The following is a 26294-nucleotide window of genomic DNA, read 5'->3' as shown; positions in this document are numbered from 1 at the left end:
ATGCCGGGAATCCGTGGCGCAGGCGGATTGCTTCTGATCGCGGCGCTGCTGATCGCGATGTTCGCCGATCAGGATATCGGCGATCTCACCCCGGTCGAGGCGGCTGGCCTACTCGGTTTCGGAGGCATCAGCCTTTTTCTCGCCGCCAGCGTCGTCGAAGGTTTTGGCGAACACTGGACCTCTGGCGTGCAGGCAAGTGCCGTGAGCGGCGGCGTGCTGATCGCACTCATGGTCATGTATTCCGCGCGTGGCGAATTCCAGAACGTTATCGACCGCGCCATCGGCGACATCTCGGTGGGACGCACGGTGGTGACGCCGGACGGCGAGGTGATCGCCGCCCGCAAGACCGACGGCAGTTTCCTTCTGCAGGCAAAAGTGAACGGGCACGACACGCGCTTGGTTTTCGACACAGGCGCAAGCACCGTCGTGCTGCGCGCGGAGAACGCGACTGCATTAGGGATCAAGCCGGAGACGCTGAATTATTCCGTTCCTGTCTCGACGGCGAATGGCGGCGCGCTTGCGGCTCCTGTTGTGTTGGAGAGTCTTTCCATCGGATCGATCACGGAGCGCAATGTTCACGCGCTCGTCGCGCGTGAGGGCGTGCTCCATGCCAATTTGCTCGGCATGACATTCCTGGAGCGCCTCGGGTCGTATGAAGTGCGCGGCAACAGGTTGATCCTGAGAGCGGGGGAAGGCGAGTAGCCAGGGCCGTCATCCCGGACGAAGCAGAGCGAAGATCCGGGATCGTTTTCAGGATAGGGCGCTATTCTCGTCACGCGATCCCGGATCGGCTTCGCCGTCCGGGATGACTGCGTAATTTATTCCGCAGCTGTATTCAGCGCTGCGCTGCGCGACACCTGCGCCACCGCATCCCGCAAGGTCTGCAGGTTCGCGCCGGGCTTCACGGCCTCCGTCGCCAGATGACGGCGGAAGGCGCGCGCACCGGGCATCCCTGTGAAGAGACCGAGCATGTGGCGGGTGATGTTGCTCAGGCGCTCGCCCTTTTCCAGCTGTGCGGCGATGTAGGGCTCATACGCCTCCACCGCCTCGAAGCCATCGACCACCGGCGGCTCCTCGCCATAAAGCTCGCGGTCGACGCCAAGCAGGATTTCGGGTTCGTGATAGGCGATGCGCCCCAGCATGACACCGTCTACATGCTTCAGGTGCTCGTGGATTTCGGCCCATGTCTTGATGCCGCCATTGATGGCCATGGGAAGATCGGGCCGCGCCGCTTTCAGACGATAGACCCGGTCGTAGTCGAGCGGCGGAATGTCCCGGTTCTCCTTCGGAGAGAGGCCCTTGAGCCACGCCTTGCGGGCATGGACCGTCAGCTCGTCACAACCTGCAGCGACCACGCATTCGGTCAGGCGGTCGAGCGCCTCCTGCGTGTCCTGATCGTCCACGCCGATGCGGCACTTCACCGTGACGGGAAGCGAAACGGCGGCCTTCATGGCGGCCACGCATTCGCCCACGAGCACCGGCTCCTGCATCAGGCAGGCGCCGAAGCGGCCGTTTTGCACCCGGTCCGAGGGGCAGCCCACATTGAGGTTGATCTCGTCATAGCCGAAATCGGCGCAGATCTGCGCAGCCTTGGCGAGTTCCTCCGGGCTCGAACCACCCAGCTGCACCGCCACGGGGTGCTCCGCATCGCTGAAACCAAGCAGACGCTCGCGGGGCCCGAAAATCACCGCGCCCGTGGTGACCATCTCCGTATAAAGCCGCGCCCGGCGCGACATGACACGATGAAACGCCCGGCAATGCCGGTCGGTCCAATCCATCATGGGGGCAACGGTGAAGAATTTCTGGGTCATCTCGAAATATTTTCTAGGAGAGCTTTCCGGCTCAACGGGGCTTGAACAGCCTTTTCCAATATGGAGGCTGCAATCTCAAGGAAAATAAGCGGGCGGCGTTGTCACACAGCGCTTGGTCCCTGGGTCTACTAAGGTCAAGCTACCGTATTCTGGCCTGATTGAGCCTGTGACATGCCCCATCGAGGAAGCCTCTTGTCGAAGGAGAAGGCTATGTCGATCAACTGGCTCGTCTTGGCTCCAGCCGATCAGGATTTCCGCATTCCAACCTACGGCAATTACGGCGGCCCGGATTATACGGGCGGTGTGCTGTTGGAGCCTGGGGAGACGGCCTCCTTCGCCGTTAAACCTGTCGATCCACTCGATGCGCTTTTCCGCCGTCATGATCGAGCGGTCCTTGCAGCCGACACCCCGCTTGAGCAGGCGCAAGCCGACCTGAAACTGATCAAGGGGATCATGGGGCTTGCGCCCAATGCTGTTACGGGTGAAGGCGACCTCTATGCAGGCGCGGCCATCCTGGCGATGATCGGGCGGATCGTCGTCGATGACCGGCGACCAGATGTGCTTGCCAAAATTGATCTGCCGAAGACTATCGAGACAGCCGCCAAACTCATCGAACAGGGCAGCCTCCAGCCGGAGCCGCAGGAGAGAGCGGCCCTCGTGGCCTGGCTGCAGCAGACGAGCGCAGCATTGGCCGAAAGCGAAAGCCCCATCGCTGATCTCGCCGCAGAGAAGATCCTGGCTCTGGTTGGCAAGCTTGGGGGCGGCACGCTGTCCTTTATCCTGTCCGATGATGCCTTCGTTCTCCCCACGGGCAATGCTGCGAAGGCCCTCTTCGTGGAAGCAATCGTGCATGTAGTCGAAACAGAAGGGACTGGCGTTTCGATCCCCTCACATCATGGGGATGTTGCGTCACACCTTTTTGACGCCCTCGAGCATAAGCTGGACTCTCACAGCGGACACTGGGACTTCGCGTTCTAGGCCCAAGCAGGCTCAGATGAAGGATGAGTGAGTCTCATACGCGTCAAATGACATCGGCGACCTTTGCCTCCAGCGCCGAAACGGCATCTTTTGGCTTCAGCCTCACCTGCAGGCCCCGCTGACCGCCGTTCATGAAGACTTCTTCGTGCGCAAGGGCAGATTGTTCCATGAGGGTGGGAACGCGCTTCTTCTGTCCGAAGGGGCTGATCCCGCCCACGTGATAGCCGGTCACGCGCTCCGCATCCACGGGCTTCATCATCTGCGCCGCCTTGCCGCCGAGGGCCGAGGCGAGCTTTTTCAAATTCACTTCCTTGTCGGAGGGAACGACAACGCAGGCCGGCTTTCCGTCCACCAGCACCATGAGCGTCTTCAGCACGCTGTTCGGATCGGCGCCCATGGCCTCTGCCGCCTGCATCCCGATGCGCTCCGCATTCGGATCGTACTCATAGGCATGAACCGTGAAGGAAACACCGGCCTGCTGGAGGGCCTGCGTGGCGCGGGTGGTCTTCGACATGAGAAGGCTTCAGAAATTCGATCGGTCAGTGATCGTGCTTGTGGCCGTGGTGATGATGGTGGCCGCATCCGCAGCCGGGGCCATGCTCGTGATGGTCATGATCATGCGCGTGCTTGTGTTCATGCTTGTGATCATAATGCTCGTGAGCATGATCGTGATGATGGTGCTCATGGCCGTGATGGTGGTGATCATGATCGCAGACATGGGTGCTGCGCTCCGGCTTGAACGGGCGCTCCACCGGCGTCACCGTGCAGCCCTGCCCGCGCGCTAGCTCCGCGAGAGCCGGATTGTTCTCGATATAGAGAGCGTCGTTCGTGAGCTCGGCGAGGCCGTGGTTCGAGCCCAGATGCCAGGCAAGGCGCATGAGGCGCAGAGGATTTTCCGCCCTCACCTCCAACAGACCTTCGGCCTTTGCCTTCACCTGAACGAGGCTTCCGTCTTCCAGGCGAAGCGCGTCGCCGTCGTTGATGGTCGTTTCCATGTCGAGATCGAGATGGATCTCGGTGCCGCCCTCGGCCTTCAGATGGGCATGCCGGCGGTTTCGCGCCTCGTGATCGAGGGTCACCGTATCGACGACACGGTCGGCCTTCACGGCGGGCTTGCGGACGATAGTAGTGACGCGGGGCATGGTGTTGTCTCGACAGTGAGGGGCAGCGGTTCAGGTGAATAGCACTTTAGGGCATGCATAGGCCAGTTTTGAAAGGCCAGGCTAGATCGCTTACCCAATCAGGGATACTGTTTCATCATGACTTCTCATGCTGGAACAGCTCTCTTCATATTGGCAATCATTCTCGGAATTATAAGCCGCCTGGCAGGCTCGACGCTGAGAAGCTCCCCTGTCTACCTTTTGATACCGAGCCTGATCATGGCTTTGGTTTTCGGGGCTATTTTCGTTTGGATAAGCGCTCTCTTGAGCCCCCCATAATATGGATCAGTACTCGACCTTGTCCGGATTGTCCGCCCAGGCCTGGAACACCGCCTTGGCCTCCAGGCTTGGCAGGTGGTCCATGGGGATGATGCGCTCGGAAATGGGCTTCGGAATTTCGTCATAGATCAGGCTGTCGTCGAAGCCGATCTCGGCAGCATCCTGCCTGGTATTGGCGAAGACGATGCGCGATACCCGCGCCCAATAGGCGGAGGCGAGGCACATGGGGCACGGCTCGCAACTCGTATAGAGCGTCGCGCCCTCCAGCGAGAAATCGCCGACCGCCTCGCAAGCGCGGCGGATCGCCGTCACCTCGGCATGGGCCGTGGGATCGTTGGCGGAGGTCACCTGGTTCCAGCCCTCGGCCAGAACTTGGCCGTCGCGCACGATCACGGCGCCGAACGGGCCGCCCGCGCCGCCCTCCATATGCTCGCGGGACAGGTCGATGGCGCGTTTCAGGTAGCGCTGGTCTTGAGTGTTCATGTCGGTCATGGGGCTTATTTACCGTCTGACGGCCTCAGAGGCGAGTGATTTCGGTCAAGCTGGCTGCGCTCCCGGACCTGGAGAAGCTGCGCCACCACCGAGGCCGCGATCACGGCAGGATCCTTATCCGCGATGCCTGGAAGCCCGATGGGGCAGACCAGGGAGGCGATCCACTCCTGCGGCAGCCCGAGTTCACGGAACCGTTTCTCGAACCGGGCACGCTTCGTGGCGCTGCCGATGAGGCCCACATACGGGAAGCCGCGCTGCAGGGCCGCAGCCGTGATCGCCATGTCGAGGGGGTGATCGTGAGTCATCACGAGGATGAGGGAGTTCGCAGAAGCCTCCGCGATCTCTCCTTCTGGGCTTTTCATGCGGATGGCGGATGCGTTTGCGGGAACATGGGAAGGAAAGGCGTCCTCCCGGTCATCGAGCCAACGAACGGAGAACGGGAGTGGCGCGAGGGCCAGCACGAGCGCGCGGCCTACATGGCCTGCGCCGAAGATGAGGACGGGCGTGCGATCCTCACCATGGGTCTCGCGCCATTCGGCGCCGGGGGCGTCATCGGCCTGCGATGCCAGTTCGCGCCTGACGCGGCCATTCTCCATGCGGCACTCGACATCGAAGAGAGCGCCTTTGCTCTCCGCTTCGACAAGCGGAGAGATGTCGGAGAGGTTGCGCTCGTCAAAAGTCTCGATGAGGATCTTCACGCGCCCGCCGCAGCATTGCCCGAGATCGGGGCCGAGCGCCTGGTCTACGATACGAGCAGAGCCCCGCCCCGCCTTCAGCATTTCGCTGGCGATGTCGAGCATCAGAAATTCTAGCTGTCCACCACCGATGGTGCCGTGGAACGCACCATCCGGCCGCACGACCATGCGCGCATCCTTCTCGCGAGGAGCAGAGCCTTTAACATCATGCACGGTGATCAGAGCCGCCGCGCCATGTCGCGTGATGAGATCGGTGAGCTGTCGCCAAGCTCTCACCCCATCGACCTCCCCCGCTGAGCCTCGCAGGCGCGCAGGATTGCCTCTGGCGTCGCGGGCGCATTCAATGGCACAGGCTTCGACGGATCGAGCGCATGGACAGCATCGGCCAACGCGCAGAATACGCTGTTCGCCAGCATGATCGGCGGCTCGCCCACCGCCTTCGAGCGATAGATCGTCTCTTCGCGGTTGGAATTGGGATAGAGCGCGACACGGAAATCGGCGGGCACATCGGAGGCCACGGGAATCTTGTAGGTGGAAGGCGCGTGCGTGAGCAGGTGACCTTCCTTGCCGAACACGAGTTCTTCCGTCGTGAGCCAGCCCATGCCCTGCACGAAGCCGCCTTCGATCTGGCCGATATCGATGGCCGGGTTCAAGGAACGCCCCACATCGTGGAGAATGTCTGTGCGCAGCACGCGGTTCTCGCCGGTGAGCGTATCGACGATGACTTCCGAGCACGCAGCGCCATAGGCGAAGTAGAAGAAGGGACGGCCCGTGCCCTTGGCGCGATCCCAGGTGATCTTCGGCGTCTTGTAATGGCCTGCCTCGGACATCTGAACACGCGCAAAAATGCACTTCTTCACCAGCTCATCGAAGGGAATGCTCTCGTTGCCGATGAAGACGCGGTCGTCGCGGAATTCGATTTGCTCTTCAGGAACGCTAAAAGCCTCGGCGGCATACGCAATCATACGCTTCTTGATCGCGCCCGCCGCGACCTTGGCCGCCATGCCGTTGAGATCGGAGCCCGAAGATGCCGCCGTTGGCGAGGTGTTGGGCACTTTCGCAGTCGTCGTCGCCGTGATGCGCACGCGCTCCATGGCGATACCGAATTCCTCGGCCACGACCTGCGCCACCTTGATGTAAAGCCCCTGCCCCATCTCAGTGCCGCCGTGATTCAGATGCACGGAGCCGTCCTGATAAACATGGACCAGAGCGCCCGCCTGGTTCATATGGGTCAGCGTGAAACTGATGCCGAATTTCACAGGCGTCAGAGACAAACCTCGCTTCATGATGGGCGAAGCAGCGTTAAAGGCGGCGATCTCCTTGCGGCGCTCGCGGTAACTCGATGTCTCTTCGAGCGTGCGCACAAGACTGAGGAGCGTATCGGTCTCCTCCACCTCCATGCCATAGGGCGTGATGTTCTCACCCTCACGATAGAAATTGGCGTAGCGCACATCGAGCGGATCGCGTCCCGTCGCCCAGGCGATCTGGTCCATCACATGCTCGATGGCGAGCATGCCTTGCGGCCCGCCGAAACCACGAAAAGCGGTGTTCGACACTGTGTTGGTCTTGAGCCGTTTCGAGGCGATCTGGACGGCAGGCATCCAATAGGCGTTGTCCGCATGGAACATGGCGCGGTCCACCACGCCGGCGGAAAGGTCAGCCGAATAGCCGCAACGCGCCAGAAGATCGACACCATAGCCCTGGATGCGGCCCTCTCCGTCGAAGCCCACTTTCCAGTCGCAGCGGAAATCATGACGCTTTCCGGTGAGGATGAAATCGTCATCGCGGTCGAGGCGGATCTTGCACGGTCGTCCGGTAACGCGCGCAGCCAATGCTGCCGTCACGGCCCATTGCGTGGCTTGGCTCTCCTTGCCGCCGAAGCCGCCGCCCATGCGGCGCGTCTCGCAGGTGACGTAAGAATCGGGAATGTCGAGCACGCGGGCGACCACATGCTGCACTTCCGTGGGATGCTGGGTCGAGGAATAGACTTGAACGTCGCCATCCTCGCCCGGAATGGCGAAGGCAACCTGACCCTCAAGATAGAAATGCTCTTGCCCGCCGATGCGGAACTGGCCTTCAAGACGATGAGGGGCAGCAGCGACAACGGCCTCTACATCGCCACGGCCATACGCATAATCCGGCAGAACGGTCTCGCCGCGATCGAGCGCATCCTCGACGGTGATGCTCGGTGTCTCGGAGACAATCTCCATCACCGCCTTCTTCACCGCGCGCCGCGCGATGTCACGAGTCGTGGCGACGACAGCGAAAACCGCCTGCCCCATGAAACTGATCTCGCTATCGACAAACAGCGGATCGTCGCCAAAGGCCGGCGACACATCGTTCTTGCCGGGAATGTCGGCCAGAGTCAGAACGGCAACGACGCCGGGCGTCTCGCGAACGGCGGCAACATCGAGCGAGATCAGACGCCCCCGCGCCTTCGGCGACTGGCCGATAGCAACATGTAAAGTGCCCTCCGGCTCGCGGATATCGTCGATATATTGAGCAACGCCCTGAACATGCTTCGGGCCTGAATCGTGCGGCAGAGGCTTGCGAATGTGGCGGAGAAACTCCCCATCCTCCCCTTGAGGGGGAGGGTCGAAGCGCGCAAGCGATCCGGGGTGGGGTGGTGGCGCGACACTGGCAGATGTGGAGCTTCCCACCCCCTCCCGCGCCTTCGGCGCGACCTCCCCCCTCGAGGGGGAGGTAGAAGCAACGGGGACCTTCGGATGCTCGTTCATGGCCTTACTCCGCTGCCGCGAGCGCTTCGCGCCGACCGATGATCCGCGTCGCACCCGTTTCACCGGAGGCCGTCTCGCTCAGAGCCTTGAACACGAGATTGCGCGCCACCGTCGCGCGATAGACCGCCGATGCGCGATGATCGTCGAGCGGCTGGTAATCGCGTGCGATGGCTGCCATTGCATCGCCCCAGGAAGACGGATCGTCGAGAGAGATTCCGGTAAGTGCCTTTTCGGTTTCCATCGCGCGCTTCGGAATGCCCGCCATGCCGCCGAAGGCGATGCGCGCCTCGGCGATCCTGCGGCCATCGAGCCTGAGCTTGAACGCGCCCATAACGGCGGAGATATCCTCGTCGAAGCGCTTGGAGACTTTGTAGGCGCGGAACACTTCGTTGCTGTTGAGCTTCGGCACCGTGACGCGGCGCACGAACTCGCCGGGCTGACGATCCTGCTTGCGATAGGCGATGAAGAATGTGTCGAGGGGAATAACGCGGGTGCTTTCGCCCTTGCGCAGCTCAAGCTTAGAGCCAAGCGCGATGAGCGCAGGTGCGAGATCGCCAATGGGCGAGCCGTTGGCGATATTGCCGCCGACGGTTCCGGAAGCCCGCACCTGGACCGAGCCGAAACGGCGCATGAGCTCGCCGAGATCAGGATCAATGCTTGCAAGGCTTGAATAGGCGGCGGCATGAGTGGCCGTTGCACCGATGGTAAGCGCATCGGCGGTGTCCTCAATCTGGTCGAGGCCGGACACACGCCCGAGCCAGATGATCTTCTCAAGCTCCGCCATGCCCTTCGTGATCCAGAGGCCCACATCGGTACAGCCCGCCACGAGGGTGGCATCGGGATGTTGATCATAAAGAGCGGCAAGGGACGCTTCGCTTGCGGGAGCGGCGAAGAAGTGGGCTTCGCTTCCGACGACGAGATCCTGGCCGTCAGCCATTGCGGCAAGGCCGCGTGCGGTCGCCCCATTGGCCTCGGCGAAGAGATCGTCTGGCTTGCCTGAGCAAGCCTCGAGCGCCGCATCGACGATGGGCCTGTAGCCCGTGCAGCGGCAGAGATTGCCAGCAAGCGCGTCGTTGATACCGTCGCGGCCCAACGGCCGCTCGGCTTCATGATAGAGCGTAAAAAGGCTCATCACGATGCCGGGCGTGCAGAAGCCGCATTGGGAACCGTGATGCGCCACCATGGCCGATTGGACGGGATGCAATTCCCCGCTTTTCGCGAGGTCTTCGACGGTCACCACCTCCGCGCCGTCGACCTGTCCGAGAAGGAGAATGCAGGCGTTGACGGGCTCATAGTGAACGCGCCCGTCCTTCAATCTGCCGAGGGCTATGGTGCAGGCACCGCAATCGCCTTCGGCGCAGCCCTCTTTCGTGCCGACCCGGCGCTCCTGGAGTCTCAGGTAATCCAGAAGTGTGGTGCGCGGGTGAAAGCCTGAAACCTCGATGGGCTGTCCATTCCGCCAGAAGCGGATTGCGTCTCGTGCCAAGATCATCCTCCGCCGGGTTCTTCCCGGCCTGTTATGGTGAGCCGGGAAGAATGGAGGAGCAAGGCCTTTTCGCCAAGGGGCCGCAGGTGCTCTTTACGCGAAAGTCTAGACTTACCAGGTGCCGGTATTGGGCATTGAGGCCCAGGGCTCCTGAACGGGCTTGGGTTCGCCGCGCTGCAGCAATTCGATGGAGATGTTGTCGGGAGTCTTGACGAAGGCCATGTAGCCGTCGCGGGGCGGGCGATTGATGGTCACGCCAGCATCCATCAGCTTCCGGCAGGTCTCATAGATGTCGTCGACCCGATAAGCGAGATGGCCGAAATTCCGGCCGCCGGCATATTCATGCTCGTCCCAGTTATAGGTGAGTTCCAGAAGTGGAGCCTTGGTTTCCTTGGCTTTCTCGACATCCCCAGGGGCTGCCAGGAAAACAAGGGTGAAGCGCCCCTTCTCGTTCTCCGATCGACGAACTTCGACAAGGCCGAACTTGTTGCAGAAGAAATCGAGGGACTGCTCCAGGTTCGAGACCCGGACCATGGTGTGGAGATATTCCATAGACTATCGCTCCTATGCGCTCGGGCTACCGTGATGGCGCATTTGGCGCAGAGATCAAGGCTTATGCATTATCCCCACGGAAAAAGCCTTGGAATTGTCCAAGTGGGCGTGACTTTTATCGCCTACGGATTCAGACAATCTTGCCCCCACCGCTAATCTCCTAGATTTAGCGTAATCATGTTTCATGAAAGAGCTGCCGATGCGAACCGATGTCGCCCAGACCGTCCGTCTCGAAGATTATCGCCCGAGCGATTTCTTGATTGACCAAGTCGAGCTGGACGTGCGGCTGCATCCCACTGCAACGAAGGTGACGACGACGCTGTCCATGCGCCCTAACCCGGCCGGGCGCTCCGACGTCCCGCTGGTGCTGGACGGCGACGAGGTGAACCTCAAAGGGCTCGCCCTGGACGACCGCGCGCTGGATACAGGCGAGTTCGAGGCATCGCCGCAATCTCTCGTGATCTCCCAGCCGCCGCAGCAGCCTTTCAAGCTCACCATCGAAACCGAGATCAACCCGACGGCGAACACCAAGCTGATGGGGCTTTACCGCTCTAGCGGTAATTATTGCACGCAATGCGAGGCTGAAGGGTTCAGGCGCATTACCTACTTCCTCGACCGGCCGGACGTGCTCGCCGTCTACACCACCCGCATCGAGGCGGATCGAGAGGAAGCGCCGGTTCTCCTCGGCAACGGCAACCCCGTCGAAAGCGGCTCGATCGCAGGCACCGGCCGTCACTTCGCGATCTGGCACGATCCCTTCCCGAAGCCGTCCTATCTTTTTGCTCTCGTCGGAGGCCGTCTCGGCAAGGTTTCGAAGCCCTTCACGACCATGAGCGGGCGCGAGGTGGAAATCGCGATCTATGTGGAGCCGGGCAAGGAGGACCGTGCCGATTATGCGCTCGATGCGCTTGAGCGCTCCATGATCTGGGACGAGAAGGTCTGCGGCCGCGAATACGATCTCGACGTGTTCAACATCGTCGCCGTGTCCGACTTCAACATGGGCGCAATGGAGAACAAGGGCCTCAACATCTTCAACGACAAATTCGTGTTGGCCTCCCCTGAGACGGCCACGGATGTCGATTACGCGAATATTGAGGCGATCATCGCACATGAGTACTTCCACAACTGGTCCGGCAATCGCGTCACCTGCCGCGACTGGTTCCAGCTCTGTCTTAAGGAAGGTCTCACCGTCTTCCGCGATCAGGAATTCTCATCCGACGAGCGCTCACGCCCGGTGCATCGGATCGCGGAGGTGAAGACATTGCGGGCACGCCAGTTCCTGGAGGATGCAAGCCCCCTCTCCCACCCGGTCCGTCCGAGCCAGTATCGCGAGATCAACAATTTCTATACAGCCACCGTCTATGAGAAGGGCGCCGAGATCGTGCGCATGCTCAAGACGATCATCGGCGACGAGGATTTCCGGCGCGGCATGGACCTCTACTACGACCGCTGCGACGGTACCGCCGCCACGGTCGAGGATTTCCTGAAAGCCTTCGCGGAGGTGACTGGTCGAGACCTCTCCCATTTCTCCCGATGGTACGCGCAATCCGGCACGCCGCGCATGAGCGTACATGGTCATTACGACGAGGGCACCGGAACCTACCGCCTCGACTTCAAGCAGGAGACTCCACCCACGCCGGGCCAATCCGCGAAGGAGCCGATGGTGATCCCGGTCGCACTCGGCCTCGTGAGTATTGACGGTCAACCAATGGAGGCTGCGTGCGAGCGCGTGAATGCGCGTGGCGTCTTCCTGCTGGAGAAGGCCGAGGACAGCATCACGTTCACCGGCATCCGTTCGCGCCCTGTCCCGTCGGTTTTCCGTGGCTTCTCGGCCCCCGTGAAGGTATCCCTCGACCTGTCGACCGACGATCTCCTCGTGCTGCTCCGGCACGACACGGATGCTTTCAATCGTTGGCAGTCGGCGCAGACCGTTGCGATGCGCACGCTCGTGTCGCTCTCGACCGGCGCAACTGTGACCGAAGAGGAGATGACCTCCCTCGCCTCAGCCTTCCGAGCCTTCATGGATACGGAGGCCCGTAAGGATCCGGCATTCGCCGCTCTCGTCCTGACGCTACCCAGCGAGGCCGACATCGCACAGGAGATCGGCAAGGATGTGGATCCCGACGCAATTCACCGCGCCCGCAAGGCCATGCGCAAGCATCTTGGCCAATCCTGCTTCAATCGCCTGATGGACTTCTACCATTCCCTGGCTCAAAGAGACGTCTACAGCCCCGACGCCGCTAGCGCAGGACAACGGGCCCTGCGCAATGCCGCCCTCGATCTTCTGACAGCTGCGGACCAGCAAGCCGGAGAAAGGCTTGCAAGCGAGCAGTTCGAGACAGCGACCAACATGACGGATCGGCTCGCCTCGTTGGGCATACTCACGACAATCCCTGGCATGGTGCGGGAGAACGCGATTGCAAGCTTCGAGCAACGCTATCGCAACGAACCCCTCGTGCTCGACAAATGGTTCACCCTGCAGGCCGCCATTCCGGAGGACGCGACGCTCGACCGTGTGAAGAAGCTGATGGAGCACCCTGCATTCTCCATCAGCAATCCGAACCGCGTGCGCTCGCTCATCGGCAGCTTCGCGATGCTCAATCAGGTGCAGTTCAATCGTAAGGACGGGGCAGGCTATGCCCTCCTCGCCTCCATCGTACTGCGCGCCGACGAGTTGAACCCACAACTCGCATCACGATTGCTCACTGCGTTCAGCACATGGAAGATGATGGAGTCGACACGACGCTCCCACGCGCGGCGCGCATTGCAGTCCATCGCGCAAAAGTCGAATCTTTCCCGCGACGTAGGAGACATTGTGAATCGGTCGCTTGAACAGGATGGCGCCGAATAGAGTCTGAGCGGAGCTGCAAGAGACGCCTTCACTTATCCAAAGCTATCCCCAGGCCAAGCCGCAAATAAGAATTTTTTATTAACCTAAGCGTTCACATAGCTAGACAAATCACCCGCCCGTGATTCTATTGTTAGTGATTCGGAGAGATGCGGCACGTCCTTCCGAATAAGGACAGTAACGGTTCCGAAGGAGCAACGCATGGCGGGGGCGGTGACCGCTTGCGTACCCGCACGCACGGGTACGATTCTGGGCGTAGCGCGATCTGACGCGAACCCGGCTTATCGTCGTCTTGAGCAGTATGAATCCTTGCTCAGACTCGCAGTTCCGGCAGTTCTCATTCTCTTTCTCGTGACCCTGGCAGGCAGCGCCTGGATTCAAATCCGCGACGGCCGCCGGGACACCATGCTCGATGCCATCCAGGACATCGACATCATCGCATCGCTCTCGGCTGCGAAGCTCGGCACCTATCATGCGCCCGCAGACAGGACCCAGGCGGCTGCGCATCTCGTTGCGCTCGCCAAGGACATGCCGGCAAGCGCCCTGAACCAGAGCCGCAGCCTTCTTCTCATCGACCATTCCGGCGCCGTGCTGGCCATGCACCCGCAGGCCGACATTGTGCCGCGGACGCTCGCCGACGTTCTCGGCGACGCGCAGCCCCTCGCCCTGTTCGCCGACCGCGCTGGCGTGATGACGATCAAGATGTCCGACGGCAACGAGGGCATCGCCACCGTGCGCTCGCTTCCCGCCTCCTCCGGCCAGATCGCCATCGTCCAACCGCTGCCCCACGTTCTCTCGGGTTGGTGGACGCGCACCATCGGTCATGTCTCCCTGCTCGGCGCGACGATCATGGTGCTTCTCGGCATCGGCATCGCCTACATGATGCAGGCCAACCGCGCCCGCGCCGCCGACGAGGTCTGCGAGAAGGTGCGTGACCGGATCGACTCCGCCCTCAACCGCGGCCGCTGCGGCTTGTGGGACTGGGATATCGGCCGTGGCCGCATTTATTGGTCGGACTCCATGTATGAGCTGCTCGGCTACGAGCGGCAGGACGAGTTCCTCTCGTTCGGCGAAGTGAACACCATGATCCATCCCGAGGATCAGGATCTCTACACGCTTGCCGAACAGCTGGCCTCCGCCACCACCTCGCTTGTCGATTACGAATTCCGCATCCGCAGCGTCTCGGGTGATTGGGTATGGCTGCGCGCCCGCGCCGAATTGATGAACGATCCGGACGACGCCGCAAGCCATCTGGTCGGCATCGCCGTCGACGTCACCGAGCAGCGCGGCCTCGAAGAGAAAACCGCCCGAGCCGATGCGCGCCTGCACGATGCCATCGAGGCAATCTCCGAGGCCTTCGTGCTGTGGGATGCCAACAATCATCTCGTGCTGTGCAATTCGAAGTTCCAGAAACTTCATGAGCTACCGGCCGACGCGAACCTGCAGGGCAAGCCCTATGCGGAAGTGATGGCCCTTGGCCGTCCGCCGGAAGTGCAGCACCAGTTCCTACGCCGCGAGCAGCAGGATGTGGGCGCCCGCACCTTCGAGGCGCGCCTGCAAGACGGCCGCTGGCTGCAGATCAACGAGCGCCGCACCAAGGACGGCGGCTACGTGTCCGTGGGTACGGACATTACCGCCCTCAAGCGTCATGAACACCGCCTCGTCGAATCCGAGAAGGAGCTCATCGCCACCGTTCTCGATCTCAAGCAGTCGCGCCAGAAACTCGAGGCGCAGACGCACCAGCTTGCCGATCTCGCCGAGCGCTACCTCGACCAGAAGGCCCAGGCGGAAAGCGCCAACCGCGCCAAGTCCGAATTCCTGGCCAATATGAGCCACGAGCTGCGCACCCCGCTTAATGCCATCATCGGCTTCGCGGAAGTGATGCAGAGCGGCATCTTCGGAAATCTCGGCTCGGACAAGTACGAGGAATATTGCTCCGACATCCGCTCCAGCGGCGAGTATCTGCTGTCAGTGATCAACGACATCCTCGACATGTCGCGCATCGAGGCAGGCCGCACGACGCTCACCAAGCAGCCGATCGAGGTTCATGCCTCCATTCAACGCGCCCTCAGGCTCGTAAGCGAGCAGACCAAGGCGAAGAACCTCTCCGTCTCGGTCGACGTGAACCCAGATGATATCGTGGTGCCCGCCGACGAGCGCGCGCTCCACCAGATCCTCGTCAACCTGCTCCAGAACGCGACGAAATTCACGAGCGAAGGCGGCTGCATCACGGTGCGCACCCGTCTCGCAGGCGACGCGGTCAACATCTATGTCGAGGACAATGGCATCGGTATTCCCGACCACGCCATCCATAAACTCGGCCAGCCCTTCGAGCAGGTCGAGACCGAGTTCTCGAAGAGCTACAAGGGCTCGGGCCTCGGCCTCGCCATTGCCCGCTCGCTCGCCGAGCTGCATGGCGGATCGCTTCGCATCAAGAGCCAGGAAGGCGTCGGCACCATCGTGCTCGTCCACCTGCCGATGACGGAAGCCACGAACGCAGATATCGCCCTGGCGGACGCGGCCGCCTAAATCTCGGCTGCGCTGGTTTTTAGCGCAGTACCCGGTCGTAGATCTCCTGCACGCTCCGGCGTGTCGCATTCAGGTGCGTCAGCAGCACCTTCGCATCGGGCAGTCCTGCAATGGTCGCGAGACGCTTGAAGATGGCCGGCGGCACGCTGGCAGGAATGAAAGCACCTTCAATCGTCAATCGCTGCCACTGGAAAATCGCGTTGAACTGCCGGTGCGCCTCGATCAGCTCCCTCGCATCCTCGTCTGAAATCAGACCGGCCTTGCAAGCCTCCTGAAACGTCTCTTCCGGCGCCAATCCCATGAGGGAGGGATACTTGGCAGCATGCGCAAGGGTCAGGGCCTGTGCGATGAAGTCGAGATCGGTCAGGCCGCCCCTGGCGAGCTTGAGATCCCAAGGATCGTCATTGCCCTTCTCGGCTGCGATCAGATCGCGCATCGAGCGCACTTCCTTGATGACATGCTTCCGCTCGCGCTGCGCTCTCACAATGCCTTCAATGGCCTCTCCGATACGTCCGACGAAATCGTCCTCTGCAACAAGAACCCGAGCGCGGGTGAGCGCCATATGCTCCCAGAGATCGGCCTCGCTCTGCTGGTAACTGACGAAGCCCTTAAACTGGGACGCGACTGGCCCTTTACCACCTTGCGGGCGCAACCGAAGGTCCACTTCGTAGAGCAGACCGCGTCTCGTCGGCACCGTGAGCGCCGCTACGAGGCGCTGCGTGAGGCGTGTGTGATAAACGACCACATCGAGGGGGCGTGGACCATTGCTCTCGCGCTGCTCCTCGTCAAAGTCATAGATCACGACGAGATCGAGATCGGATCCCGCCGTCAGCTCCTTCGTGCCGAGGCGTCCGAGGCCGAGGATCGCCATTTGCGCGCCGGGCACGGTCCCATGCTCGGCTTCGAACTCCGTGCGCACACGCTCGAAGCAAACGCGGGTGATGGCTGTGGCGATGGCGGCATAGGCCTCGCCTGCCTGGGCCGGGGAAATGATGTCGGACAGAAGTCGAGCGCCGGTGATGAAGCGCATCTGCCGGGCCGCATCCCTGGCGCGGTCGAGGAACTCTTCGTAATCGGCAGGCCTCCCGATGATCTGACGCACCTGCTCTTCGATTGCCGCTTCATCGACGAGCGGCACGTTGAAGGCCGGATCGATGAGGACATCGAGCACGTGCGGAGATTGCGCTACCGTATTGGCAAGGCGAGGCGCCGTGCCGAGCAGGTCGGCGAAACGCAGACGCAGGCGGTCGTGGGATTGGAGAATGGTGAGCAGCTCGACGGCGGCCGGCATGCGACCGAAAGCGCTGTCGAGCGCAGCCAAGGCACCGTCAGGATCGGCTGTGCCGCCAAGGGCGGAGAGCAGAGCAGGCGTCAGCTCCGTCAGCACCTCGCGGGCACGCTGGCTCGTGATGGCGGCGCGCCTGCCGAAATGCCAGCCGCGCACGGTCTCTGCAGCCTTCTCAGGCTCGCGGAAACCCATGCGCTGGAGCGTGGCGAGCGTTTCGGGATCGTCAGTCGTACCGGTAAAGACGAGGCTTCCTACATCGGAGGCGAGTTCCGGACCTTCCTCGAACAACAAGGCGTAATGACCCTGCACGATCCTGGCCTGATCCGTGAGGGCCTTTTCGAAGGCCTTGAGATTGGGATAGCCGCAGAACTTGGCGAAGCGCTTGAGATCTTCCTCATCGGAGGGAAGCCGCTGCGTCTGCTCATCCGCCACCATCTGCAGGCGATGCTCGATGGTACGCAGGAAGCGATAGGCGTGAGAAAGCTCGTCGCGCGCCTGCGCCGTGATCCAGCCTTCGTTGTGCAGCTCGACCAGCATGTCTAGCGTGCGCCGCCCACGCAAAGCCGGACGCCTTCCGCCGAAAACAAGCTGCTGCGTCTGCACGAAGAACTCGATCTCGCGGATGCCGCCGCGTCCGAGCTTGATGTCGTGCCCAGCCACCGCAATCTCATCATGCCCACGCACCGCATGAATTTGCCGCTTCATGGCATGAACGTCGGCGATGGAGGCAAAGTCGAAATATTTGCGCCAGATGAAGGGCCGCAATTCCTTGAGGAAATTTTCGCCGAGCGTCAGATCGCCCGCGACGGGCCGTGCTTTGATGAAAGCCGCGCGCTCCCAGTTCTGTCCCAGCGTTTCGTAATAGACATAAGCTGAGGACAGCGACATGGCCGTGGGGGTAGAGCCGGGGTCAGGGCGCAGGCGGTAATCGACCCGATGGACATAGCCGTCAGGTGTCCGCTCCTGCAGAAGGCGGGAAAGTTGCTGGGCAATGCGGGTGTAGATCGTGGCGGCCTCGGCCCCTTCCTTCAACGCGGAGGTCTCAGGATCGAAGAAGACGACAAGATCGATATCGCTGGAGTAGTTGAGCTCCCCTGCCCCGTGTTTGCCAAGCGCCAGCACCGTGACGCCGGAGCCATTGCCCGGCGCATCAGGATCGGGAAGCATGAGTCGTCCCAGATCCGCTGTTTCCGTCAGGATGAGATTCAGTCCACCGGAAACGGAAGCATCCGCGAAATCCGACAGGGCCTGCGTGACTTCCTCCGTGCCCCAGAGCCCGCCGATATCCGCAAGCGCGACCAGAAGGGCATGGGAATTACGGTTTCGGCGAAATGCTCGCACCGCATCGTCACGTGTCATCTCGCCGGAGCGGAGGCGGCGGAACAGATTTGTCTGATCTTCAACGATGGAGCTATGGAAGGCGCCGGGTTCTTCCAGAGCAAGCCTTGCCGTGCGCACAGGATCGTTGATGACGATTTGCCAGAGGAAAGGCGAGTAATCGGCCAAAGCCAGGAGAAGGTCGCGAAACAGGCCGTCTGCAAGAGGGGGCAGAAGCGCTTTGGCCTCAGGCTCACCCTGGACGCGCTCGATGAGGTCCGCAAGTTGGGCTTTGGCCTTCTTGGCGTCGGAAACGGGTGGCGCCTGGGTCAGGCGGCTGATGAGGGGGCTTTTCTGGTCCGGCACGGCCAAGTCATCCTTGTCTCAAGGTTGGCTTGAGTGTTCATGCCCGAGACCGGGAGGCAACCGAAATTTTCGACTATCCTTGCGAGTTCGGTTTCAGGCTGCAGACGGCAAGGCGGTCTGAGTGACGGGAATATCCTTCAAGGGAAGAATCAGGACGACCCTCAGGCCAGGTGCATTGTCCTCAAGCATGAGCCGACCTTCGTGGAGCCTCGCAACGGCTGCGGCAAGGCTGAGGCCCAAGCCGAAGCCTGGGCGGGAACGGGCCGTCTCCAGACGGACGAAACGCTCCAGAACATGGCTGCGCTCGGCCTCCAGAATGCCCGGACCTCGATCCGCCACTACAATCCGCATCTCTGATCCGGCACGCTGCGCCGAGACTGAGATGGTCTGTGGGCTTCCATCAGGTGCAGCGCCATATTTCAACGCATTGTCGAGCAGGTTCGCCATCGCCTGGCCCAAAAGCTCGCGGCTGCCATGGATCGGCAGATCGTTCTCGATCGAGACATCGAGCGAGACACCGGCTTCTTCAGCCAGAGCTTCATAGAGTTCGGCGACATCACGCACGGCTTCCGCCGCATCGAAATCGGCCAGGGCCTCCCGAGCGTTTCCGGCTTCAAGCCGCGCGATCATGAGAAGCGCATTGAAGATGCGAATGAGGTTGTCGCTCTCCTCGATGATGGCTTCGAGCGAACCCTTTAGCTCGTCCTGCGTCTTGGCGGTGCGCAGGGCTTCGTCCGCCTTGTTACGCAGGCGCGTCAGAGGCGTCTTCAGATCGTGCGCGATATTGTCGGAAACCTCGCGCATCCCGCGCATCAGCTCACCGATACGGTCGAGCATGTCGTTGAGGTTTTGCGCGAGACGGTCGAGTTCATCGCCCGTTCCGGCAACCTTCAGGCGCCCGTCGAGGTCGCCCGCCATGATGTCGCGCGTGATGTCCGTCATATCGTCGACGCGCTTGAGAACGCGTCGCGCGATAAACCAGCTGCCCAGGCAACCCAGAACGCCGATGAACAAAAGCGAATAGCCGAAAGCACGGTGAATGACGTCGCGCAGACGAACGCGCTCTTCAATGTCGCGGCCCACAAGAAGGCGGAAATCGCCGGGAAGAACATAAACCCGCACAAGAGCCACGTTCGGCTTGGCGTCGGTTTCGTCCGTCCGGTTGTAAAGCGTCTCAAATTCTCCGACGCGATCAATCACGCCGGGAGGCAAGGCTCCCACATTACCGGCAACCCGCTCTCCAAGACTGGTGGTAACGAGATAAAGCGATGCGCCGGGGGCACGGGAGCGCCGCTCGACGGAACCCACGAGACGCCGAAGGCCGCCGCCTCTGTAAATGCCGGCCAAGCTGTTGATCTCTGTATCGATGGCGGAGACGAACTGATCCGTGAGAAGCTTCTGCGCGCTCCAGGCCACATAGCCCAGAGTCACGAAAGCAAAGAGGGTGAAGACCAGAAGGTAAGCAAACGACAGCTTGAACGCGGTCGTCCGGAAGAGCTTGCCGAGAGCGGTCATGAGAGCACACTCATTCCTCGCCCTCCTCGACCGAGCCTACGCGGACCATGTAGCCGGCGCCCCGGATAGTATGGATGAGAGGCTTGTCGAAGCCCTTGTCGATCTTGGAACGCAGGCGCGACACATGCACGTCGATCACGTTGGTCTGCGGATCGAAATGATAATCCCACACATGCTCGAGCAGCATGGTGCGCGTCACCACCTGATTGGCATTCTTCATCAGATATTCGAGCAACCTGAACTCGCGCGGCTGCAGCACGATCTCATGGCCCGAGCGCGTCACGCGATGAGACAAGCGGTCGAGTTCGAGATCGGCGACGCGATAAACGGTCGGCTCGTTGCTGGGTGCCGATGCACGGCGACGCGCGAGCACCTCGACGCGGGCGAGAAGTTCGGAGAAAGCGTAAGGCTTGGGGAGATAATCGTCGCCGCCGGCGCGCAGGCCCTTCACGCGGTCATCGACTTGGCCAAGGGCAGAAAGAATGAGAACCGGTGTCTCGACCTTCTGCTCGCGCAAGGAGCGGATCAGGGAGAGGCCATCGAGCTTCGGCAGCATGCGGTCGACAACGAGCACGTCATAGTCGCCCGCCTCGGCCATGGCGTAGCCGTCGAGACCGTCGGCGGCATGGTCAGCCACGTGTCCCGTCTCCCGGAACGCCTTCACAAGGTAGGAGGCCGCCTCTTTGTCGTCCTCGATGATGAGAATCCGCATAGCCTGACTTTAACGCAAATGAGCCCTGCGGCAGGCCGGCCCTGGAGGGGAAGGAGGCCAACCTGCCGCGGGCAGAAGACACCAGGTGTCGGGGGCAATCAACACTTAAGGTCCTGGTGCCCTACTCTTTCACCGAGAGATCAGACGCCCTTCGGCTGGCTGGCGACCTCGAGGGTCACCGTCCGTTCCTTGCCCTCACGCCAGAGCGTGAGAGACAGGCTCTTGCCGGGCGCGACCTGAGCGACCTTGCGGGAGAGGTCCTTGGCCTCGTTGATCGACTGACCGTCCACGGCGATGATCGTATCGCCTGTACGGACGCCAGCCTTCGCGGCGGGGCCATCCTTCATCGCCTCGGCCACGAGAGCGCCCTTGGCTTCCTTCAGGCCGATGGCCTCGGCGATTTCCTTGGTCACCGGCTGCATCTGCACGCCGATGAAACCGCGGGTCACGGAGCCCTTGTCCTTCAAGGAGGTCACGATCTGATCGACCGTGCTCGCCGGGATGGCAAACGCAATACCCACATTGCCGCCCGACGGCGAGAAGATCGCCGTGTTCACGCCCACGACCTCGCCCGAGAGATTGAAGGTCGGGCCGCCGGAATTGCCCTTGTTCACCGAAGCATCGATCTGGATGAAGTCGTCATAGGGACCAGCGCCGATGTCGCGGTGCTGAGCCGAGACGATGCCGGCCGTCACCGTGCCGCCGAGGCCGAACGGATTGCCGATGGCGACGACCCAGTCACCGATGCGGGCCTTCTGGCCTGCAAGGCGTACATAGGGAAAGTCGTTGCCTTCGACCTTCAGCAGGGCAAGGTCGGTCTTGGAATCGGTGCCGATGACCTTGGCGTCGAGCGTCTTGCCGTCATCCATGGTCACCTGCACCTCGGAGGCATTGTCGACCACGTGATTGTTGGTCACGACATAGCCGTCAGCCGAGATGAAGAAGCCGGATCCAAGAGACTGGCCGAACTGGCGGGGGCGCTCCTGGCGCGGGCCGCGACCGCCACGCTCGCCGGGCATCTGGTCCCGAAACTGGCGGAAGAAGCGCTCCATCGGATGTCCGGGCGGCAGATCGGGCGCAGAGAAACGCGGCCCGTCTTCATCGTCGCCCCGATCGGCCACGTTCTGCACCTTGACCTTTACGGCGACGACAGCGGGCTTCACGCGCTCGATGACGTCGGCGAAGGACGGCACGTTCTGAATCGGCTGCGACATGGAGCGCAGCTCGGCATGGGCTGTGTTGGGAACGACGAAACCGGCTCCGACCGAGCCGCCGGCAATCAGGGCGGCAACGGCTGCGGCGCCGAGCCATTTCGCGGTACGCTTACGGACGGGAGTGGAAACCTTGTCCAACATGTCTTGTCTCTCCTGCAGGAACCTTTGTCGGTTCGTGTTGGGAGCAAGATGGGGTTTTGAGCCTTACGGTACTCTCACCCCAAGATGAAATGTTGGTAAGGTTCGGTCAGGAGGCCGAGCGGTCCCGCCGCAGCAAGGCCTCAAGCGCCTTCTGCTCCTCGTCATCGAGGGCCTGGGCAGGCTGCGGACGCCGCCTGAGGGCGGTGTACGCTCCAATGCCGCCCAGGATCAGAACGAGCGCGGGCGTCAGCCACAGCAGCATGTTGTGCGCGCTGAAGGTGGGCTTCAGCAGGACGAATTCGCCATAGCGCTGCACCAGGAAGTCGCGCACCTGCTGGTCGCTATCCCCGGCAACAAGGCGCTCACGGACGAGAAGCCGCAGATCCTTAGCGAGCTGCGCATCGGAATCGTCGATGGACTGGTTCTGGCAGACGAGACAGCGCAGCTCTACGGAGATCTCGCGAGCCCGCTTCTCCATGGCCGGATCCTTCAGCACCTCATCGGGCTGAACGGCGAAGGCCGTGGCGCTGAAAACGAGGGCTGTCAGAAAAGCAAGAATGACCCTCATGGTTCACTCCGCAGGAACAGGCGCGGCTGGAGCCGTCTTTGCGGGGACGGGAGCGCCGATGCGCAACCGCCGATCCGTCAGCGAGATGCCTCCGCCCAGAGCCATGATGAGCGAGCCGATCCAGATCAGCAGCACGAGAGGCTTGTAGTAGAGCCGCACGCCCACGGAGCCATCGGCTTCGACTTCGCCGAGGCTCGCATAAACCTGGCCGAGACCGATGGTCATGATGCCGGCTTCCGTGGTTGGCATGCCGCGGGTCACGTAAAGGCGCTTCATGCTCTCTAGCGTGCCGAGCGCTTGGCCGTTCCGCAGGATCGTGAAGACGGCCGCATCCTCCCGGAAATTGGCTTCGATACGAGGGACGACACGCTCCAACCGGGCTTCATAGTTGCCCGCTTTGACACTGCCACCGACCTTGACCGCCGCGAGGCCTTCGACGCCCCAGGCCGTGGCGGCAATGCCGATAACGGTCAGGCCGACGCCCGCATGCGCCAGCGCCGTGCCCCAGGTAGAGCGCGGCAGGTTAGCGGCCTTGCGCCATGCAACGGAGAGCGGCGTCCCCTTCGACCAGGAACGGGTCACGATCTCATTGAGCGAGCCGAGAACCAGATAGACGCCGAGACCGATACCCAGAGGCGCGGCGACAGGTCCGCCATGCTCGTATGCAAACAACGCGATGGTGACGAGGATCGAGATGCCAAATACGGCGTAAAGCCGCTGCGCGGTGCCGAGAAAGTTGCCGCGCTTCCAGGCCAGCGTCTGGCCGAGCGGCAGCAGCAGGAGCAGCGGAAGAACAAGCGGGATGAAGGTCAGGTTGAAGAACGGTTCGCCAACCGAAATCTTGTCGCCCGTCACGACCTCCAGGGCGAGCGGATAGAGCGTGCCGATGAGAACCGTTGCACAGGCCGTTGCCAGGAACAGGTTGTTCAGCACGAGCGCGCCTTCGCGCGAGACAGGCGCGAACAATCCGCCCTGCTTGAGCATCGGTGCGCGCCACGCAAACAGCGCCAGCGAACCGCCGATGAAGAGGATGAGAATGCCGAGGATGAAGGTGCCGCGCTCGGGATCAACCGCGAAGGAATGAACGGATGTCAGCACGCCCGAACGCACGAGGAAGGTCCCGAGCAGCGACAGCGAGAAGGTGAGGATCGCGAGAAGGATCGTCCACACTTTCAGCGCATCGCGCTTCTCCATGACGACCGTGGAATGCACGAGCGCCGTGCCGGCAAGCCACGGCATCAGCGATGCGTTCTCCACCGGATCCCAGAACCACCAGCCGCCCCATCCGAGCTCGTAATAGGCCCAGTAAGAGCCCATCGCGATGCCGAGCGTGAGGAAGGCCCAGGCTCCGAGCGTCCAGGGGCGAACGATGCGCGCCCAGACGGCATCGATGCGCCCGTCGATCAATGCTGCGATGGCGAAGGCGAACGAAATCGAAAAGCCCACATAGCCGATGTAGAGAAGCGGCGGATGGATCGCGAGGCCAGGATCCTGCAGCAGCGGATTCAAATCTTGCCCTTCGGCTGCAGCCGGTATGACGCGCGTGAACGGGTTCGACGTGAGCAGGATGAAGAGCAGGAAGGCAATGGTGACGGCCGCCTGCACTGCCAGCGTATTGGCCTGCAGCCGCAGCGGAATACTGTTTTTGGCGAGCGCCACCACGGCGCCGAAAAGCGTAAGGATCAAGATCCACAGCAGCATCGAGCCTTCGTGGTTACCCCACACGCCGGAGATCTTGTAGATGAGCGGCTTTGCCGAATGCGAGTTCTGGACCACGTTGAGCACCGAGAAATCGGAACTCACATAAGCGATCGTGAGGGCCAGGAAAGAAAAGGCGACGCAGCCGAAAACGGCAAGGCCCGTGGCGGGCGCGACCGACATCAGAACAGGGTCGCTGGCGCGCGCGCCCCAGAGCGGCACGATGAACTGGATCAGGGATAACCCGAGCGCCAGTGCAAGCGCGTAATGTCCAGCCTCGACCAACACAAAGGCTCTCCTTGCTTACTGCGTTTTCGGCGCGGCGTTCGCCTCGCCCTGCCAATGCCCCTGCTTCTTCAGGGCATCCGCCACTTCACGCGGCATATAGTTTTCATCGTGCTTGGCGAGAACGGAATCGGCACGGAACACGCTTGCGTTTTCCAGAACGCCTTCGGCCACGACACCCTGCCCTTCACGGAACAGATCGGGCAGCAGACCTTTGTAATGCACCTTCATGGAGGCCTGTGCATCCATGACCTCGAAGGTGATCTGCTGGTCGGCGCCGCGCTGAACCGTCCCTTCCTTCACGAGTCCACCCAAACGGAGGCGCGTGCCGGGCTGCACGTTCTTGGCCTGGATATCCGCCGGCGAGTTGAAGAACACGATGGTGTCGTTCATGGCGTAAAGCACAAGACCGAGCGCAATCGCGAGGATGCCACCGGCGATACCGATCAGGGTCAGACGTCGTTGTTTTCTGGTCATGGTGCGGCGTCAGTCAGTTTCAGTTCGCGAGACATCGCGTCGATTGTTTCCAGGCCTGCACCATCCTGCGCGAGTGCCTGACGTGCGCGTCGAGCCGTAGCCACGGCTTTGTCGCGCTGCCCCAGCACCGCATAGGAGCGGATGAGCCGCGCCCATTCGTCAGGAGTGCCGCCCTGATTTTCGAGACGCTCGGCAAGGCCGGACACCATGCGGGCAATGTCGGCGGCTCCTATCTGGGGTTCATCCGCCTGCCCTGCAACGGGCTGCTCACCGCCAAGGCTTGCAATGCGCTGCCTGATGACGCTGATCCACGGCGCTCCTTCCGGCGAAGTATCGAGGATCTCGGCATAGGCTTTCTTGGCCGCATCAACCTTCCCATCCTGCTCAGCCGCAACGGCAAGATAATAGCGAGCCTTGAATGCCGCCTTGTCCATTTGCGCGGATTGCTCGAATGCCTTCTGCGCTTCAGCGGAGACGAGACCGTCCTTGGCGAGCACCATGGCTTCGCCGTAATTCGCCAGCCGCTCGGCGCTGGGGCCAAGATAGCGCACAGCCGAAGCATAAGCCTTCACCGCGTCCTCGATGCGGCCCATGCGGATATAGACCGGGGCCACAACCTCCCAGCCGCGACCATCCTGCGGATGCTGCGCCAGATGCGTCTCGATCTGGGTAACGGCGGTCATGAGGTCGAGCCTGTCGCCCTGCTCTCGAGCCTGCTGCTCAGGCGGATGCGTGAGAAGCTGCGGCGAGCCGTAGGCTCCGTAGAGGGCAAGACCGATGATCGGGACCACCGACAGGGCCAGCGTCGATGCCGCTCGGCGGCGGCGCAGAGCCGGCTCACCGAGAGCAGCAAAAGCATCGGCAGCCGTCACGCCCGTGGCCCGCAGAAGCCGGCGTCCGGCCTCGGCTTTGGCAGCTTCCGCCTCGCTGGCGAGAAGCGCGCCACGTTCGCGGTCGCGTTCGATTTCTGCAATCTGCTCGCGGTAGAACTGCGTGTCCGGATCCACCTGCTGCGCGGCGAGCGAGCGGTGGCGCGACAGCGGCCAAAGCACCGCCATCACGGCAGCCGCCGTCATCAGCAAGAGTATGATCCAGATCACCATAAAATCCTAATTACTCCGAGTCCCCGTCAAGCACGACGGTGG

The 26294-nt window shown here is 61.9% G+C and carries 20 protein-coding genes; 4 read left to right on the top strand and 16 right to left on the bottom strand.

Annotated features, from left to right (window positions below):
• Positions 1-702 carry a retropepsin-like aspartic protease family protein gene (locus MJ639_RS00340; RefSeq protein ID WP_243367639.1) on the top strand — a complete coding sequence of 234 codons (702 nt, stop codon included), beginning with the start codon at positions 1-3 and terminating at the stop codon, positions 700-702.
• Positions 703-818: 116 nt separating this feature from the next.
• On the opposite strand, the gene dusA is transcribed toward MJ639_RS00340, so the two are convergent.
• A complete protein-coding gene (gene dusA, locus MJ639_RS00335; RefSeq protein WP_243367637.1) occupies positions 819-1811 on the bottom strand; it encodes a tRNA dihydrouridine(20/20a) synthase DusA in 993 nt (330 codons plus the stop codon).
• 210 nt (positions 1812-2021) lie between these two features.
• On the opposite strand from dusA, the gene MJ639_RS00330 reads away from it, so the two are divergent.
• Positions 2022-2789: a phospholipase A2 family protein gene (locus MJ639_RS00330; protein WP_243367635.1), complete on the top strand. Its 768-nt coding sequence runs from the start codon at positions 2022-2024 to the stop codon at positions 2787-2789.
• A gap of 43 nt (positions 2790-2832) precedes the next feature.
• Here the strand turns inward: MJ639_RS00330 and ybaK are convergent, their stop codons facing one another.
• The 7 genes from ybaK to MJ639_RS00295 form a co-directional block, all read right to left on the bottom strand.
• On the bottom strand, positions 2833-3303 hold the full coding sequence (gene ybaK / locus MJ639_RS00325) for a Cys-tRNA(Pro) deacylase (protein ID WP_243367633.1): 471 nt from the start codon (positions 3301-3303) through the stop codon (positions 2833-2835).
• A gap of 25 nt (positions 3304-3328) precedes the next feature.
• Positions 3329-3931: an urease accessory protein UreE gene (locus MJ639_RS00320; protein WP_243367631.1), complete on the bottom strand. Its 603-nt coding sequence runs from the start codon at positions 3929-3931 to the stop codon at positions 3329-3331.
• 303 nt (positions 3932-4234) lie between these two features.
• Complete coding sequence (locus tag MJ639_RS00315) at positions 4235-4720, bottom strand: nucleoside deaminase (RefSeq protein WP_341482604.1); 486 nt, start codon at positions 4718-4720, stop codon at positions 4235-4237.
• 5 nt (positions 4721-4725) lie between these two features.
• Positions 4726-5691 (bottom strand): xanthine dehydrogenase accessory protein XdhC, encoded by a 966-nt coding sequence (gene xdhC, locus MJ639_RS00310; protein WP_243367629.1) that lies wholly within the window; start codon positions 5689-5691, stop codon positions 4726-4728.
• Complete coding sequence (gene xdhB / locus MJ639_RS00305) at positions 5688-8153, bottom strand: xanthine dehydrogenase molybdopterin binding subunit (RefSeq protein WP_243367627.1); 2466 nt, start codon at positions 8151-8153, stop codon at positions 5688-5690. The genes xdhC and xdhB overlap by 4 nt, the downstream gene beginning before the upstream one ends.
• Before the next feature lie 4 nt (positions 8154-8157).
• A complete protein-coding gene (gene xdhA / locus MJ639_RS00300) occupies positions 8158-9645 on the bottom strand; it encodes a xanthine dehydrogenase small subunit (RefSeq protein WP_243367625.1) in 1488 nt (495 codons plus the stop codon).
• A gap of 105 nt (positions 9646-9750) precedes the next feature.
• On the bottom strand, positions 9751-10191 hold the full coding sequence (locus MJ639_RS00295) for a VOC family protein (protein WP_243367623.1): 441 nt from the start codon (positions 10189-10191) through the stop codon (positions 9751-9753).
• A 199-nt stretch (positions 10192-10390) separates the two neighbouring features.
• Here MJ639_RS00295 and pepN point away from each other — a divergent pair, with 199 nt between their 5' ends.
• The gene (gene pepN / locus MJ639_RS00290; protein ID WP_243367621.1) at positions 10391-13042 is read left to right on the top strand and encodes an aminopeptidase N; all 2652 of its coding nucleotides are present in this window, start codon (positions 10391-10393) and stop codon (positions 13040-13042) included.
• A 198-nt stretch (positions 13043-13240) separates the two neighbouring features.
• A complete protein-coding gene (locus MJ639_RS00285) occupies positions 13241-15568 on the top strand; it encodes a PAS domain-containing sensor histidine kinase (protein WP_243367619.1) in 2328 nt (775 codons plus the stop codon).
• Positions 15569-15587: 19 nt separating this feature from the next.
• Here the strand turns inward: MJ639_RS00285 and MJ639_RS00280 are convergent, their stop codons facing one another.
• From MJ639_RS00280 to ccmI, 8 genes are all read right to left on the bottom strand, one after another.
• Positions 15588-18539 carry a bifunctional [glutamine synthetase] adenylyltransferase/[glutamine synthetase]-adenylyl-L-tyrosine phosphorylase gene (locus tag MJ639_RS00280; RefSeq protein ID WP_243367617.1) on the bottom strand — a complete coding sequence of 984 codons (2952 nt, stop codon included), beginning with the start codon at positions 18537-18539 and terminating at the stop codon, positions 15588-15590.
• 93 nt (positions 18540-18632) lie between these two features.
• Complete coding sequence (locus MJ639_RS00275) at positions 18633-20054, bottom strand: HAMP domain-containing sensor histidine kinase (protein ID WP_243367615.1); 1422 nt, start codon at positions 20052-20054, stop codon at positions 18633-18635.
• Positions 20055-20064: 10 nt separating this feature from the next.
• Entirely contained in the window at positions 20065-20766 is a 702-nt protein-coding gene (locus MJ639_RS00270; RefSeq protein ID WP_243367613.1) for a winged helix-turn-helix domain-containing protein, read from the bottom strand.
• A 140-nt stretch (positions 20767-20906) separates the two neighbouring features.
• On the bottom strand, positions 20907-22121 hold the full coding sequence (locus tag MJ639_RS00265) for a S1C family serine protease (RefSeq protein WP_423790732.1): 1215 nt from the start codon (positions 22119-22121) through the stop codon (positions 20907-20909).
• Between the two features lie 106 nt (positions 22122-22227).
• On the bottom strand, positions 22228-22689 hold the full coding sequence (locus MJ639_RS00260) for a cytochrome c-type biogenesis protein (protein ID WP_243367612.1): 462 nt from the start codon (positions 22687-22689) through the stop codon (positions 22228-22230).
• Between the two features lie 3 nt (positions 22690-22692).
• Entirely contained in the window at positions 22693-24675 is a 1983-nt protein-coding gene (locus tag MJ639_RS00255; protein ID WP_243367610.1) for a heme lyase CcmF/NrfE family subunit, read from the bottom strand.
• A gap of 15 nt (positions 24676-24690) precedes the next feature.
• Positions 24691-25149, bottom strand: a complete 459-nt coding sequence (gene ccmE / locus MJ639_RS00250; protein WP_243367609.1) for a cytochrome c maturation protein CcmE — start codon at positions 25147-25149, stop codon at positions 24691-24693.
• Complete coding sequence (ccmI, locus tag MJ639_RS00245; protein ID WP_279306458.1) at positions 25146-26252, bottom strand: c-type cytochrome biogenesis protein CcmI; 1107 nt, start codon at positions 26250-26252, stop codon at positions 25146-25148. The genes ccmE and ccmI overlap by 4 nt, the downstream gene beginning before the upstream one ends.
• Positions 26253-26294: the final 42 nt, after the last annotated feature.

Source organism: Microvirga solisilvae, assembly GCF_022808595.1.
GTDB lineage: Bacteria > Pseudomonadota > Alphaproteobacteria > Rhizobiales > Beijerinckiaceae > Microvirga > Microvirga solisilvae.
This window is presented reverse-complemented; position numbering and strand designations above follow the sequence as displayed.